The sequence below is a fragment of the Streptococcus raffinosi genome (genome assembly GCF_030284685.1).
GTDB classification, from domain to species: Bacteria; Bacillota; Bacilli; order Lactobacillales; family Streptococcaceae; genus Streptococcus; species Streptococcus raffinosi.
Window position 1 is genome coordinate 125,775 of the sequence record NZ_JASUZV010000006.1, and the last position, 16,305, is coordinate 142,079.

General features: G+C 39.1%; 13 protein-coding genes and 1 other annotated feature. Of the genes, 10 read left to right on the forward strand and 3 right to left on the reverse strand.

Translation table 11 applies throughout. The features are described from left to right. The 9 genes from QRD39_RS05550 to rplL all read left to right on the forward strand — a co-directional run bounded on the left by QRD39_RS05550 (position 1) and on the right by rplL (position 11,197). Positions 1–927, forward strand: coding sequence for an aspartate carbamoyltransferase catalytic subunit (locus QRD39_RS05550; RefSeq protein WP_008534002.1), 927 nt, complete (start codon positions 1–3; stop codon positions 925–927). A 167-nt stretch (positions 928–1,094) separates the two neighbouring features. Beyond that, complete coding sequence (locus QRD39_RS05555) at positions 1,095–2,183, forward strand: carbamoyl phosphate synthase small subunit (protein ID WP_002889463.1); 1,089 nt, start codon at positions 1,095–1,097, stop codon at positions 2,181–2,183. Positions 2,184–2,413: 230 nt separating this feature from the next. Then, the gene (gene carB / locus QRD39_RS05560) at positions 2,414–5,593 is read left to right on the forward strand and encodes a carbamoyl-phosphate synthase large subunit (RefSeq protein WP_285955930.1); all 3,180 of its coding nucleotides are present in this window, start codon (positions 2,414–2,416) and stop codon (positions 5,591–5,593) included. Positions 5,594–5,991: 398 nt separating this feature from the next. Beyond that, complete coding sequence (locus QRD39_RS05565) at positions 5,992–6,750, forward strand: class I SAM-dependent methyltransferase (RefSeq protein WP_285955931.1); 759 nt, start codon at positions 5,992–5,994, stop codon at positions 6,748–6,750. 49 nt (positions 6,751–6,799) lie between these two features. Next, positions 6,800–8,053 (forward strand): efflux RND transporter periplasmic adaptor subunit, encoded by a 1,254-nt coding sequence (locus tag QRD39_RS05570; RefSeq protein ID WP_285955932.1) that lies wholly within the window; start codon positions 6,800–6,802, stop codon positions 8,051–8,053. Between the two features lie 10 nt (positions 8,054–8,063). Next, the gene (locus QRD39_RS05575) at positions 8,064–8,750 is read left to right on the forward strand and encodes an ABC transporter ATP-binding protein (RefSeq protein ID WP_412424497.1); all 687 of its coding nucleotides are present in this window, start codon (positions 8,064–8,066) and stop codon (positions 8,748–8,750) included. Between the two features lie 9 nt (positions 8,751–8,759). Beyond that, positions 8,760–9,968 (forward strand): ABC transporter permease, encoded by a 1,209-nt coding sequence (locus QRD39_RS05580; RefSeq protein ID WP_285955934.1) that lies wholly within the window; start codon positions 8,760–8,762, stop codon positions 9,966–9,968. A gap of 113 nt (positions 9,969–10,081) precedes the next feature. Beyond that, positions 10,082–10,218 (forward strand) — a sequence feature (ribosomal protein L10 leader region). A 31-nt stretch (positions 10,219–10,249) separates the two neighbouring features. Beyond that, positions 10,250–10,753, forward strand: coding sequence for a 50S ribosomal protein L10 (gene rplJ / locus QRD39_RS05585; protein WP_021152203.1), 504 nt, complete (start codon positions 10,250–10,252; stop codon positions 10,751–10,753). 75 nt (positions 10,754–10,828) lie between these two features. Then, the gene (gene rplL, locus QRD39_RS05590) at positions 10,829–11,197 is read left to right on the forward strand and encodes a 50S ribosomal protein L7/L12 (RefSeq protein ID WP_037613517.1); all 369 of its coding nucleotides are present in this window, start codon (positions 10,829–10,831) and stop codon (positions 11,195–11,197) included. Positions 11,198–11,344: 147 nt separating this feature from the next. On the opposite strand, the gene QRD39_RS05595 is transcribed toward rplL, so the two are convergent. The 3 genes from QRD39_RS05595 to QRD39_RS05605 form a co-directional block, all read right to left on the reverse strand. Next, positions 11,345–11,968 carry a hypothetical protein gene (locus tag QRD39_RS05595; RefSeq protein WP_285955935.1) on the reverse strand — a complete coding sequence of 208 codons (624 nt, stop codon included), beginning with the start codon at positions 11,966–11,968 and terminating at the stop codon, positions 11,345–11,347. A gap of 81 nt (positions 11,969–12,049) precedes the next feature. Further along, positions 12,050–13,303, reverse strand: a complete 1,254-nt coding sequence (locus QRD39_RS05600) for a hypothetical protein (RefSeq protein WP_285955936.1) — start codon at positions 13,301–13,303, stop codon at positions 12,050–12,052. A gap of 680 nt (positions 13,304–13,983) precedes the next feature. Then, positions 13,984–14,565: a TetR/AcrR family transcriptional regulator gene (locus tag QRD39_RS05605; protein WP_155211941.1), complete on the reverse strand. Its 582-nt coding sequence runs from the start codon at positions 14,563–14,565 to the stop codon at positions 13,984–13,986. Positions 14,566–15,301: 736 nt separating this feature from the next. On the opposite strand from QRD39_RS05605, the gene QRD39_RS05610 reads away from it, so the two are divergent. Beyond that, a complete protein-coding gene (locus QRD39_RS05610; protein WP_285955937.1) occupies positions 15,302–16,222 on the forward strand; it encodes an ABC transporter ATP-binding protein in 921 nt (306 codons plus the stop codon). Positions 16,223–16,305 lie beyond the last annotated feature (83 nt).

Genomic DNA, 16,305 nt, shown 5'->3' on the forward strand with positions numbered 1-16,305 from the left:
ATGGCGATTGCAGATGGAAAAGTGTCACTCAAGCATTTGGTGACCATGGAAACCCTCACGAATGAAGAGGTCTTGGGCCTGATTCGTCGAGGTGGAGATTTTAAAAATGGCAGAGCTGATTTCCAGCTGGATCGACAGTATTTCGCTGCCAATCTCTTTTTTGAAAATTCAACACGAACACACAAGTCCTTCGAAGTGGCTGAGAAGAAACTTGGTTTGGATGTGATTGAGTTCGATGCTGGAACAAGCTCAGTGAATAAGGGTGAAACCCTATATGATACGATTTTGACCATGTCTGCTTTGGGTGTGGACATCTGTGTGGTTCGTCACTCGGAAGTTGATTACTATAAGCAGTTGATTGATAGTAGAACCATTCAGACCTCTATTGTTAATGGGGGTGATGGTTCTGGGCAACACCCAAGTCAGTGTTTGCTTGATTTGATGACTATTTACGAAGAGTTTGGAACTTTTGAAAATCTTAAGGTTTGTATTGCCGGTGATATCACTTATTCTCGTGTGGCTAAGTCAAATATGCAGATTCTCAAGCGTTTGGGTGCTCAGCTGTATTTTGCTGGGCCTGAAGTTTGGTACTCTAATGAATTTGATGTCTATGGTCAGCATGTTGCCATTGACGATGTGATTGAGGACTTGGATGTGCTCATGTTGCTTCGTGTTCAGCACGAGCGTCACGGGGATGACAAAGGATTTTCAAAAGAAGAATACCATGCTCTCTATGGTTTGACTGAAGAACGTTATGCCAAGTTAGCAGACCATGCTATCATCATGCACCCTGCTCCGGTTAATCGTGATGTGGAGATTGCTGATAGCTTGGTGGAAGCGCCTAAGGCTCGTATCGTTGCTCAGATGCAAAATGGGGTCTTTGTCCGTATGGCAATTATTGAAGCTATTTTAAATGGCAAAGCGTAAACAACGTTAACAGATTCCAGAGAGAATCAGACGAAAATGAACACGGGCTAAATCTTCGAAAAATAGCTAAATCTTTCTAGAAGCTTGAGTTTCTGCATCGGATTTACTAGTTTTCATTCAGATTTTTAACGCCCTTTGTATCTTAGTGAAAGGAACAATTTACTATAATGGCAAAACGTTTACTTATTTTGGAAGACGGCACAATTTTTGAAGGTCAGGCCTTCGGTGCTGATGTGGATGTGACGGGTGAAATCGTCTTTAATACTGGTATGACAGGTTATCAAGAATCTATCACTGACCAGTCTTACAATGGTCAAATCTTGACCTTTACCTATCCACTTGTTGGTAATTATGGGGTTAACCGTGATGACTATGAATCAATCACACCTACAACTAAGGGTGTGGTGGTATCAGAGGCTAGCCGTCGTGCCAGCAACTGGCGTAACCAAATGACTTTGGATGAGTTTTTGAAAGCTAAAAACATCCCTGGTATTTCTGGTATTGATACACGTGCCTTGACTAAGATTATCCGTCAACACGGTACCATGAAGGCAACTATGGCTGATCCTGGTGACAGTATTGAGCACTTGCAAGATCAATTACGTGCCACTGTTTTGCCTACAAATAATATTGAACAGGTCTCTACTAAAACAGCTTACCCTGCACCTGGTGTTGGTAAAAACATTGTTTTGGTTGACTTTGGACTTAAACACTCTATCTTGCGTGAATTTTCAAAACGTGACTGTAATGTGACGGTTGTCCCTCACAATATTACGGCTGAAGAAATTCTCCATCTTAATCCAGATGGTGTGATGTTGTCAAATGGTCCTGGTAACCCTGAAGATGTGCCATATGCACTTGATATGATTCGTGGCATCCAAGGTAAAATTCCAATTTTCGGGATTTGTATGGGTCATCAGTTGTTTAGTTTGGCGAATGGTGCCAAGGCTTACAAGATGAAGTTTGGTCACCGTGGCTTTAACCATGCGGTTCGTGAAATTGCGACTGGTCGTGTTGATTTTACCAGCCAAAACCATGGTTATGCTATTGACCGTGATACACTTCCAGATTGCCTCATGGTAACACACGAAGAGATTAACGATAAGTCAGTTGAAGGTGTTCGTCACCGTGACTTCCCTGCCTTTTCAGTGCAATTCCACCCAGATGCAGCACCTGGTCCACACGATGCTAGCTATCTCTTTGATGAGTTCTTGGAATTGATTGATGCTTTCCAAGCTGAAAAAGCACGTCGTTAATTGCAACTGTCTAGTGACTATAATGGGGTGTGACGCTTGTTTGCCCCAGTCTACTACCTTATTTAATGACAACCAGAGAGTTGTCAAATAGAAAGGAGAAGATACAGGTTCACGAAAGTGAACACGCCCTAAGGACGGTGTGAAAAAGATAAACGGTGACTAGACGCTTAGGCGTCGTCGTCACGTTTCCTATTTTCACTGGGTCCTTAACGGGCTTTGTATCATAAATTATGCCTAAACGTTCTGATATTAAAAAAATTATGGTTATCGGGTCTGGTCCTATCATCATTGGTCAGGCTGCTGAGTTCGACTATGCTGGTACGCAAGCCTGCTTGGCCTTGAAAGAGGAAGGCTACAGTGTTGTTCTTGTCAACTCTAACCCTGCGACTATCATGACTGATAAAGAAATCGCAGACAAGGTTTACATTGAACCTATCACACTTGAGTTTGTGACACGTATTCTTCGTAAGGAACGTCCTGATGCTCTCTTGCCAACACTTGGTGGACAAACTGGTTTGAATATGGCCATGGAATTGTCTAAAGCTGGTATTCTTGATGAGCTTGGCGTTGAATTATTGGGGACAAAATTGTCTGCCATTGACCAAGCCGAAGACCGTGATCTCTTTAAGCAATTGATGGAAGATTTGCATCAGCCAATTCCTGAATCTGAAATCGTCAATACGGTGGAAGAAGCAGTTGCTTTTGCTTCAAAAATTGGTTATCCAGTTATTGTCCGTCCTGCCTTTACCCTTGGTGGTACCGGTGGTGGTATGTGTGCCAATGAAGAAGAACTTCGTGAAATCGCTGAAAATGGTTTGAAGTTGTCACCAGTAACCCAATGTTTGATTGAACGTTCTATCGCTGGTTTCAAAGAAATCGAATACGAAGTAATGCGTGATGCTGCTGACAACGCTCTTGTGGTTTGTAACATGGAAAACTTCGACCCAGTTGGTATCCATACAGGGGACTCTATCGTATTTGCCCCAACTCAAACCTTGTCAGATATTGAAAACCAAATGCTTCGTGATGCCAGCTTGAAGATTATCCGTGCCCTTAAGATTGAGGGTGGCTGTAACGTGCAGTTGGCGCTTGATCCTAATAGCTTCAAGTACTATGTTATCGAAGTAAACCCACGTGTATCACGTTCATCAGCCCTTGCTTCAAAAGCAACGGGTTACCCAATCGCTAAATTGGCGGCTAAAATCGCTGTTGGTTTGACACTTGATGAGATGATTAACCCAGTCACTGGTACAACCTACTCAATGTTTGAACCAGCCCTTGACTACGTGGTTGCCAAAATCCCACGTTTCCCATTTGATAAGTTTGAACATGGGGAACGTCGTCTTGGTACTCAGATGAAAGCGACTGGTGAAGTTATGGCCATTGGTCGTAACATTGAAGAGTCTCTTCTTAAAGCTTGTCGTTCGCTTGAAATCGGTGTTCACCACAATGAAATGCCTGAGCTTGCCGAAGTAAGCGATGATGCCTTGGTGGAAAAGGTTGTTAAAGCGCAAGACGACCGTCTCTTCTACCTTTCTGAAGCTATCCGTCGTGGTTATACTATTGAAGAATTGTCAGAGTTGACTAAGATTGATATTTTCTTCCTTGACAAATTGCTCCATATCTTCGAATTGGAACAAGAATTGGCTACTCACGTAGGCGACATTGCTGTTTTGAAAGAAGCCAAACGCAATGGTTTCTCTGACCGTAAGATTGCGGAACTTTGGAACCAAACAGCTGACCAAGTCCGTGCCACTCGTTTGGAAAATCATATCGTTCCTGTTTACAAGATGGTTGATACTTGTGCAGCCGAGTTTGAATCTTCAACACCATATTTCTACTCAACTTACGAGTGGGAAAATGAATCTATCAAGTCTGATAAAGAATCTGTTATCGTTCTTGGTTCAGGTCCAATCCGTATCGGACAAGGGGTCGAGTTTGACTATGCGACAGTTCACTCTGTTAAAGCTATCCAAGCTGCAGGTTACGAAGCTATCATTATGAACTCTAACCCTGAAACAGTTTCAACAGACTTCTCAGTTTCAGATAAATTGTACTTTGAGCCATTGACCTTTGAAGACGTGATGAACGTCATCGAATTGGAACAACCTAAGGGTGTCGTGGTTCAGTTTGGTGGTCAAACAGCTATCAACTTGGCTGAGCCATTGTCTAAAGCAGGTGTGAAAATCTTGGGTACTCAGGTTGCTGATTTGGACCGTGCCGAAGACCGTGACCTCTTTGAACAAGCTCTTATTGACCTCAACATCCCACAACCACCAGGTCAAACAGCGACAAATGAAGAAGAAGCGGTTGAAGCAGCTCGTAAGATTGGCTTTCCAGTCCTTGTTCGTCCGTCATACGTTTTGGGTGGACGTGCCATGGAAATCGTGGAAAATGAAGACGACCTTCGCTCTTACATGCGTACAGCCGTTAAGGCGAGTCCTGACCACCCAGTCCTTGTAGATAGTTATATCATTGGACGTGAGTGTGAAGTAGATGCCATTTCTGATGGTAAGGATGTCTTGATTCCTGGTATCATGGAACACATCGAACGTGCAGGAGTTCACTCAGGGGACTCAATGGCGGTTTACCCACCACAAACCCTTTCTAAGAAAATCCAAGAAACTATCGCTGATTACACTAAACGTTTGGCTATCGGTCTTAACTGTATTGGTATGATGAATATTCAGTTCGTTATCAAGGGTGAAACGGTTTATGTGATTGAGGTTAATCCACGTGCCAGCCGTACCGTGCCATTCTTGTCTAAGGTGACTGATATTCCAATGGCTCAGGTGGCTACAAACTTGATTCTTGGTAAATCTTTGGCAGAGCAAGGTTACAAAGATGGCCTTTATCCTGAAAGCAAACACGTGCATGTCAAGGCACCAGTCTTCTCATTCACAAAATTGGCTAAGGTAGATAGCCTCCTTGGACCTGAAATGAAATCAACTGGTGAAGTTATGGGTACAGATGCAACGCTTGAGAAGGCCCTCTACAAAGCCTTTGAAGCTTCTTACCTTCACTTGCCAACCTTTGGTAACGTCATCTTCACGATTCATGACGATACCAAAGAAGAAGCCCTTGGTTTGGCCCGTCGTTTCGATGCTATCGGTTACGGTATCTATGCTACTGCAGGCACAGCTAAATTCTTGAATGAACACGGTGTTCAGGCAACACTTGTGCACAAGTTGGGTGAAAATGATGACAACGACATCCCAGCCCTCGTTCGTTCAGGTAAGGCGCAAGCTATTGTCAATACTGTTGGTAACAAACGTACTTATGACGAAGATGGTGCAGCTATCCGTAGCTCAGCTATTGAAGCAGGTATCCCACTCTTCACAGCGCTTGATACAGCAGATGCCATGGTGCGTGTACTTGAAAGCCGTAGCTTTACAACAGAAGCTATCTAATGTTGAAAGAAAGTCTCAGCCTTGCTGGGGCTTTTTTAGTGAAGACAAAACTTTCTTTTGAGACTTTCCTTGGGTGATGGCGGACGTCAGCGACCTTCTTTGAAGTTCCATGACTAAGTTTTGAGCCGAACGCCTCAAAACTTCCGAACGCCTGAGACTAATCGCTTCAGTCGTTTTCATCACTGCCAAAAGTCTCGGTCTAAGCTGATGAGGTTTGCAAAAACTCTTTCATATTCCCTACAGAGTTTTATCTTTCGTGTCATATTTAAACCTAGTTGATTGCTGTAATGAGTCTCAGCTTTGCTGGGGCTTTTTTCTTACACAAATGTAAGCTAGAAAGTTAAAAATGAAAGCTAAGACCATGGTTTAGGCTACTTAAATTCTGCTATACTAGAAACATGATTATTACGACATCTTTACGTGAAAATGAGGAATTGATTGCTCGCTCGCAAGCCTTAGCTCTCGACCTCGGAGCTGACTACCAGCCTCGGTGCAAGTTATCTTTGGCGAAATGTTTGGAGCGGTTTGGACCTTTCTATCTTCTATATAAAGACAGACTATCTTTTATCAATGTAGATGCCAGTGAGCTGACCTTTCATCCAGATACGGCTGCTCTCAGGATTAAGGCCCCCCATGACGCTCTAGTCAGTCTTTTAGGCAAGTCTCCCAAGACCATTCTCGACACCACTATGGGTCTGGCTTCAGATAGTCTAGTGATGGCAGCAGCGGGAAATAAGGTCACAGCCCTTGAGAGTCAGGACGTGATTTTTCAGGTGGTTTCTCGTGGTCTTGCCTCTTATCAGACGGATAATCAGCAGCTTGAAAAGGCCATGCGTTCTATTAAGGCTATTAAGAGCGATAGCTTGTCCTTTTTGCAGTCTCAAGCTGACAATTCTTTTGATATCATTTATGCCGATCCTATGTTTTCAGAGACCATCAAGGAATCAGAAAATCTGCATGCTATCAAGCCTCTGGCCAATGGCAGTCGTCTGACAGAAGAATGGCTAAATGAGGCTAAGCGTGTTGCAAGGGAAAAGATTATCATCAAGGCGCATTTTCGTGATACCGTTTTTGAAGAACTTGGGTTTGAACGTCAGGTTCGTCCCAATCAAAAGCTACACTATGGTGTACTGGAACTCATTGACAGGGAATCTTAAAAATATTACAATTGTTACATCTATACAATACAATTAGAAAGAGAGACGTATGCGAAAGAGAATCAGTCCAAAGCTATTTAAAAATAAGAAAAGAGTTTGGATCATTGGAGGCATAGGGATTCTTGTCCTATTGGTTCTGATTTTTAACCTGTTTGGAGGAGGTGGCCAAGGGAACAAGGCTGCTGAAGGTCCTACAGCAAGTAAGGTCATCAAGGGACAGCTGGCCTCCTCGACCCTCCTAACGGGTATGGTCAAGGCTCAGTCGGAGCAGTACGTTTATTTTGACAATACTATCGGTCGTAACGCCACTGTAACTGTTTCAGCAGGTGAAGAAGTGAGTGCTGGTCAGCAGTTGGTTCAATATGATAGCACATCTGCCCAAGCAGCCTACGATATTGCAAGTCGTGCCTATAACAAGGCTGTTCGTGATCGTAATTATTTCCAACAGTATGGAACAGCTCCTGCAGCTTCAGCGCAAACTAGCGAGGATACAGACGAAGATGGTTCGACAACTGCAGTGACAGCTCAACAGCGTCAGCAAACCGAAGCCAGTAATTACCAAACCTTGCAAGATTATAATGATGCCGTTGCTAATGCAGCCTCAGAGCTCGAAAAGGCTCAGGATGTACTTAATCAAACGGTCATTGTTTCCGATGTGAATGGAACAGTCGTAGAAGTGGCGGACTCTGTGGACCCTGCTTCAAAAGAGAGCCAGACCCTTGTTCACGTGACTAGTGAAGGTCAATTCGAAATTCAGGGAACCTTAACCGAGTATGATATGCCAAATATTTCAGTGGGGCAAAAGGTCAAGATTACGTCAAAAGTATACCCAGACCAAACCTGGACAGGTAAAGTCAATTATATCTCCAATTATCCGAAGCAAAATGCCAGCCAGTCAGCTAATGCTTCGGGAAATTCAGGTCAGACGGGTTCTCAATATGAATACAAGGTTCAATTGACCAGTCCTATCGGTAAGCTCAAACAAGGCTTCAATGTGTCTCTTGAGGTTACTAAGGACGAAGATGCTTTATTGGTTCCTGTAACTGCCGTGACTAAGAAAGGTTCTGACAACTATGTCTGGGTTTACGATGAAGACAGTCAGAAGATTAAGCAAGTCAAAGTCAAGCTTGGCAATGCTGATGCTAAGCAACAAGAGATTGCATCAGGGCTTAAAGAAGGCCAAAAGGTTATCACTAAGGCCGATAAATCCTTTAAGGATGGTGAGACTCTAAAGGACGTGACAGATGCTAAGGGTAAAAAGTCTAAAGACACCAGTGGAGAAGAGGTGAGGTCTAGTGACTAAGCCAGCGCTTATGGTTTTAAAAGACATTACCAAGTCCTTCAAAAATGGACCTGAAACTCTGCAAGTCCTTAAAGGCATTGACTTATCAGTTGAGGAAGGGGACTTTGTGGCTATCATGGGCCCTTCTGGTTCAGGAAAGTCAACGCTTATGAATATTATTGGACTCCTTGATCGACCGACATCTGGTTCCTATCAACTCGAGGATGAGGATGTGGCTGAACTCTCGGAAAACCGCTTGGCTAAGGTGCGAAACAATCAGATTGGCTTTATCTTTCAACAGTTTTTTCTCCTACCAAAGTTAAGCGCCCAAAAGAATGTGGAGCTTCCCTTAATTTATGCTGGAAAATCTCCGAGTGAACGTAAGCAAAAAGCGCAACAATTCTTGGAAAAAGTCGGTTTGTCTGACCGTAGCCATCACCTACCATCAGAGCTATCGGGTGGACAGAAGCAGAGGGTGGCAATTGCGCGTGCCTTGTCTAATAATCCAGCAATCATTTTAGCAGATGAACCAACGGGTGCCCTAGATACCAAGACGGGAATGCAGATTATGGAGCTTTTAACCCAGCTAAATTGTGAGGGGAAAACCATTATCATGGTTACCCACGAGCCAGAGATTGCAGACTATGCCCGACGTAAGATTGTCATCCGTGATGGGGAAATTACCCAGGACACGACGGATAGCGTTCGAATTGACTAGGAGGTAAGTATGGAAAATTGGAAATTTGCTCTTAGTTCTATTCGGTCACACAAGATGAGGTCCTTTTTGACCATGTTGGGTATTATCATTGGTGTTGCTGCTGTCGTGCTCATCATGGGGCTAGGAAACGGAATGCGTCAGAGTGTAACTGATAGCGTGACAGGTGATAAGGATACTGTCCAAGTCTACTATGAGGCTAAAGGGGAGGAACTAGACCCTGCCTATGCTGATTTGGCAAAGCCAACCAAACCAGTCAAAGAAGTTTGGTTGGAGCAGGTGGTGAGACAGACGCCAGGTGTGGATAGCTATTTTGTGACCAACAGCCTAACTTCCTCGATCTCCCTCCAAAAAAAGACTGTTAAGAATGTTAATATCACAGGTGCCAGTCAGGGCTACTTTAAAGCTAAAAAGTTAGAAATGTTGACAGGACGATCTCTGCAAGACAATGACTACAAAACCTTTTCACGCGTTGTTGTCATCGATCAGCTGGTAGCTAAAAAACTCTTTGAAACGACTGACGATGCCCTTAACCAAGTCATTACTATAGGAAATAATGATTATCGAGTGGTTGGTGTCTACAAAAATAAAGACACTGCAATCGGTGCCTATGGTGAAATTGGAACAGCTCTTGTGGCCAATACCCAGTTAGCGGCTGAAAATAACACTGATGCTATTGGCCAAATTTTTTTCCATGTGACCGATGTGCAAAATAGTAGTGCCATTGCCAAGGAGGCTGCCAAGCAATTGACGCAGTTATCTCAGGATGACAATGGGCAGTACAAGGCGGCGGATATGAGTGCGACCTTAAATCAGGTGAACACAATTTTTGGAACCATTACTACCGTTGTCGGAGCAATTGCTGGCATTTCACTCTTAGTCGGTGGCATAGGCGTTATGAATATCATGTTGGTTTCGGTAACTGAGCGGACTAGAGAGATTGGTCTGCGCAAGGCGCTTGGAGCTACCCGTCGTAAGATTCTGACCCAGTTTTTGATTGAGTCCATGGTCTTGACAATCTTAGGAGGTCTGATTGGACTTGGTTTTGCAGCCCTAGTCGTTGGACCAATTGGAAGTGCTATGGATCTGAAAGCAAGGGTCTCTATCGGTGTGGCTATAGGAAGCATTGCCTTTTCAGCAGCTGTGGGGATTATTTTTGGGCTTCTCCCAGCCAATAAAGCTTCAAAGCTCGATCCTATCGAAGCGCTTAGATATGATTAAAAATAACCTCTTGGAATCTTCGGATTTTAAGAGGTTTTATGTTCTATAAACATAAAATATAAAAAAATGACATTTTTTTCTTGACGTCTGATTTAGGTCATGATATTATATATAAGGTTTGAAAAAACTGACCTAAGACAGTTGGGGAGTTAAACTCATAAACATCCAACCGAGGCACAAAACGTAACTATTATTTTGTAACGTATTGTACTTTCGTGTCTAGGTTTAGGTGCGATTTTTTTGTACCTAGCCCAAAAATAAAAACGGAGGTAAAACTACTAATGAGTGAAGCTATTATTGCTAAAAAAGCTGAACAAGTTGCCATCGTCGCTGAGAAAATGAAAGCAGCATCATCTATCGTTGTTGTTGACTCTCGTGGACTTACAGTTGACCAAGATACAGTTCTTCGTCGTAATCTTCGTGAATCAGGCGTTGAATTTAAAGTTATCAAAAACTCAATCTTGACTCGTGCAGCTGAAGAAGCAGGTCTTGAAGACCTTAAAGAACTTTTCGTTGGACCATCTGCAGTAGCATTCTCAAACGAAGATGTTATCGCACCAGCAAAAGTTATTAGCGAATTTGCTAAAGACGCAGAAGCTCTTGAAATCAAAGGTGGTGTTGTTGACGGTGCGTTCACTTCAGTCGAAGAAATCAACGCTCTTGCATCACTTCCAAACAAAGAAGGTATGCTTTCTATGCTCCTTTCTGTACTTCAAGCGCCAGTGCGCAACGTTGCATACGCTGTCAAAGCGGTTGCAGAAAGCAAAGAAGACGGTGCTGCATAAGCCCATCTTCACAACTCGTAGCCTAAGCTACATTTAAAACATTATATTTTAAAAACACATTTGGAGGAAATCACAATGGCATTGAACATTGAAAACATTATTGCTGAAATTAAAGAAGCTTCAATCCTTGAATTGAACGACCTTGTAAAAGCTATCGAAGAAGAATTTGGTGTAACAGCTGCTGCTCCTGTAGCTGCTGCTGCAGCTGGTGCTGCTGACGCTGGTGCTGCTAAAGATTCATTCGACGTTGAATTGACATCTGCAGGCGACAAGAAAGTTGCTGTTATCAAAGTTGTTCGTGAAATCACAGGCGAAGGTCTTAAAGAAGCTAAAGCTATCGTTGACGGTGCACCATCAGTTCTTAAAGAAGGTGTTGCTGCAGCTGAAGCTGAAGAACTTAAAGCTAAACTTGAAGAAGCTGGAGCTTCAGTTACTCTTAAATAATAAGGTAACGACTCAAGTCGCTTAATAAATAGAACCAGGGCATAAGCTCTGGTTTTTTATTGCGATAAACGATTATGTGAAACTGTTTGAATTAATAGGTTCCCTACCAAAAAACTGCCAAAAATTCTTTGGCAGTTTTTTGTTTTTCTATTTTAGTCTGGTTTTGTTTATCTTATCCTCTACTATGAGATTGAAATATGAACGCTTTTTTTGATTTATTGTCTTTTCGCTTGAAATAATTAAAGCATATATGAATAGATTGTCTCCTACATCATAATTTATATCTGATACTCGCATTTTTTTACTATATTGGAGTTTGACTGTGAAGTCAAAATTGTCCTTAACAATAAGTTCAATCCAATTAGAATTATTTTTTTCGAATTTATGAATGACTTTTCCGTATACATAACATTTTGCGTATGATTTGGGATGTGAGAATCCTAATTTCTTTTGATTATCAAAAAAGTGCTCAGATAGTTCACTTTGCGATTCAGAAATTGAATCAATTATGATAAATTGATCAACACCTCCAAAACTATTTTGTTTATTTTCAATATGTGCTGTAATTATCACATATTGATTTTTACTAATATAAAATATTTTTGGATCATATCTAAATGTTAAGTAAGTATGTCTTAGTCCAGCGCCATTTCGAATAAATAATTTTAAGTAAGAGCAATCCTCATTATGTTCGATATTTATGATTTTTCCTCTTGCAATAACTGTATTTCTTCTCCTATTTTTTATTTGGGAATTGACATGATTCATCATTTATTATCTCCTTATTTTCAATTTTTCTAAATATATTATGTTTGATATTAGTCGTAGAAAAAAATACGAGAACTAACCTTTTTATAAATTTTCATTTTCAATAGTCAATTCTTCACAATGAAAATCTGATTCATTATCAGTTTTAGCATCATATCCAAATAGCTGAGTAGGAGGTGGATCACGTCTTTCTCCCTCTAAGTAATCTCGTTCGTGTTGTGCAAGTTTTTCATTTAATTCTGTATCATGACGAATAATATTATAACGTTCGTATTTTTTAGAACCAAATGTTTCAGACAGTTTTTGTTTAAATATATTCCATAGGTTCTCTTTATTTTTTAGTAAATATGTTTTGAAGCAACTTTCGGCTAGATCGATACTCTCTTGCAGAATATTAATTGATTTCTTTAAAAAAGTATTTTCCTCGCTTAATTCTTTATTTTTCTTTTTAATTTTAGTAATCTCTTCAAGATTTGCTTTTTTCATCTGAATTTCAATGTCTAACTCTTGTTTAGTTCTCAAAATCTCTGACAGCTCCTTTTTATTTTTCTCTGCTTCAGATTTAGCATTTTCAGCCCACATCTTTTTCTCCTCAATTTTTTGATCTAAGTTTTTAAGTTTTGTAGTTCGTTTGTAAATCTCAGTATCCAGATGGTTAGCTATTGTTTTAGATTTACCACTTTCTTGAACTTGTAATCCATGATTTCTAGCTGTTGTTCGAAGTAGTTCGCGTTGAGCTGCTTGCCATCTCGTCTGTGCTGTTACTAAATCCTTATTTTTTTTAGAACCTGTTGTGTAGTAGCCCATTTCTTTGAGAGCACCTTCTTGGCTGACTTGAATGCTTAAGCCTCTTTTATTTTGTCGTTTAACTAAGATGAAATCAACATGAAGGTGAGGGGCAGAACCAGGTTCATCTGCATGGAAATAGGCACCGAACACGACGGCATTAGGATTATTTTTTTTGAATTGTTTTAAAAAATCTGTGAGAATTTTTTCTGATTTAGTGATTGTGGGATGATGGTTAACATTTCCTATTGTAAAAATCGCTTCTTGGCTGGTAGCAGGATTGCGATTGGGATCACGTTTATAAGCTGAAAGTACTTTCGTATGATAGTCTATAATTTGTCTGTCAGACCGAGTTTGTTTCGAATTATATTCAAGCACAGCCTGTCCGAAAATTTTATAATAAGCTTGTTTGATGGGTCTATCCTCTATGATTTTAAAATAACCATCTGGGTCGATATGATCCTCCGAGTTTGTTATGTTGCGATTACGAATATTATGGTCACGACTCATCTTTTTTCCAAAGTGAGCTGAAATAGTATATGCATTGTTCATAACTTTCTCCTTTCGTTTATTAATTATGTCTGATAAGTTGAAATAAAAAAACAGATTATAATGAATTATCTAGGTGCCGATGGAGACAGTCAGCAGAGTCTGACGCTGCTTATAAACACAATATACATAATGACAGAGTCATTATTATTGTGGTCTTGCAGACAGCTAGGATTTCATCCTCTTTTTCCAAAAATATTTGGAAAAATTCACCTTCCTGTTGGTAAAGGTAAGTTATTTTTCTAAAGGATAAATTGTAAAATATAGTGCAACAAAGAAACTCATAGCGTTCTATTAAGGTAAAACTAAAAATTGTTTATGCCATATGATTGTAACACCTTATCATAAAATCACTAGGTAAGGTGTTGTTTTTGCGTACACTTTTACACTGAACTTAAGTTCAAAATAAGACAATTTCCTTAGTTTGACTATGGAGTTCAATCTATTTTTTATCAAATGACTTGATATGCTTGACAAATGGTAGAAAAGGACTTAGTCCTGTGCAATACAGAACTAAATCCTTTGTGTAAATTAATTGTCTAATTCTTCGGGGTCAGTTCATTTTGAGGGTGGTGTTTTTTACACTACCTTTAAAATTGAATGCTTATATCTTCTATTATTTTATATCAGGTTGATATTGTAGAAAAAATAGAAAGAGCCACATTATCTGAGGCTCTTTCTATTTATATAGAAATTTTGATATTGAAATTATTTAGACAAATATTTATTAGATTAATTTTTGAAATGAGTGTTTCTTTAGACGTATTAAATATTAAAGGATTTAACCATATATTTAAAAGTACAGCAAGTAATTCTGCCAACTCGTTTGGATTATCTGCAATAATTGAGCCATCTTCGATACCTTCTTTAATAATTGGAATGAAGTATTCAGGAATAGTTACTTTTTGCATTTGTTCAAGAAATGAAGTCAGAAGTTTAGGGCTATGAATTAACTTAGGTGTAATTGAAGTAATTGTTTCCATTATTTCATTGTTGATACTTAGAGAGACTAATTTTGTAATTTTTTCAGATCCATTTATATCATTTGAATACTTAATAGCATCAAATATTGATTTATTTTGTTTACCAATATTATTTGCGACTTCATTAAAGATATCCTCTTTTGAATCAAAATAATGATAGATAGCACCTTTTGTTAAACCATCAAGACCATTGATAATATCAGATAATTTTGTTTTTTCATATCCATTTTTTAAAAATTGTTCAGTCGCAACAGCAAGTATTAGTTCTCTTGTATTTTCCATTATTTACAAAATCAACACCTTTCTTGAAATGATGTACTCTACTAAATAATTGAAAGAAGAAAGTTGAGTTTAATTACTTAGAAGAACAATTAGTCATTCATATTATAGCATTTTTTAAAGTATTATGTACCAGTGAGTAATAAATGAAATATTTTAAAAATAAAAAAAATAGAAAAGTGGTTGACCACATACCTCAGGTATGTTAAACTGCTTGTACATACCTGAGGTATGTTTGGAGAATATTTTCAATTTTAACAACTATTTTTCATGAAATTATGCATATTCTTTTTTCGAATAATTTTAAGGGAATTGCAAAGTCACTAAGATTTTCTCTAAAAAAATCAGTCGCAACAGTTAATTTAACTCATGTATGGTTTTGGCCTCTATTTTCTAGGGCTATAGCGATACTTGGTGGGGTAATAACTGACAGTATAATTTTAGCTTCTTTATTCTTAGCAAGTGATAGAATAGCTAGCCCACTTCTAACTCTGTTTATCTATATAATGCTTCTTCGTATTTTGTGGCAATTTCGTCTATATAACTCCACCGATGGACGTTTATTATTATTTATGTTAATAGATAATCCATTATTGAAAATAGAATATGAAATTGAGAGGAATTCATTGAGTGATAGTGAGAAATTTCTATGGAGAATATGTCAGGTAATTAGCACAATTATTACTATTGTAATATACATGATAATTATATTTTTCCTACTAAAAGTCATGAGGTATATATGAAAAAAGAAACTATTATTGTTAAAAATTTAAAAAAGGCATATGGTACAAAAATTGTTACAGATGATGTTAGTGTTACTTTTTATAGTGGAGAAATTGTTTCTTTAGTTGGACATAATGGGGCAGGAAAGACAACCTTTTTAAATCAATTAAATGGTACAGTCTCATCTGACAGTGGTACAGTTTATATTCACGGAGTTGATATTACAAATCATCCAAATCGTGCACGAGAATTAGTTTCTTCTATGCCGCAGTTTCAAGTTCCAATTAAAGGAGTGACAATCAAAGAAGCAATTGAATGTATCGGTCTTTTGAAAGGAATGAAAAAATCAGAGTTAAATAAAAGTTCAAAACAGTTAATGGATTATCTTGCGATTGAAAAATGGCAATCTACCACAGGTGAAAAATTATCAGGTGGTTTACAACGTTTAACATCCTTTGCTATGACGGTTGTTGATACTCCTTCTATTATAGTGTTAGATGAACCAACAAATGATGTAGATCCATTTAGGCGTACACTAATGTGGAGATATCTACGCATTCTAGCAAATAATGGAGCGACAGTTATTATTGTAACTCACAATCTATTTGAGGTAGAAAGATATTCTGATCGTTATTTAATGATTGATAGAGGAAAGATTCAAAAAGATGTGAATGTATCAGATATTAAGAAAGAGCGGCATATTTTACATCAAGTATCTATTTTACTAGCTGATGAAAGCCTTTTGGACAACTATTCACATCAAACTTCTGTCCGATATGATAAGTTTGAAAAACGTATGAGTTTTTCTGTAGAAGATAATCAATTACAAAGAACTCTATCATTGATTTTAGAGTGGTTAAGGGAAGATAAAATTATTTCTTATGATATAAAATTGAAAAGTTTATCAGATGATTATGAGGAGTATATTGATGAATAACAATCAAAAAACATACTAAGATTAGTAGTGAAGAAATCTCCGACGGGAGAGAGTACTCACTACTTTTTCTTTGTGTTAAAGTA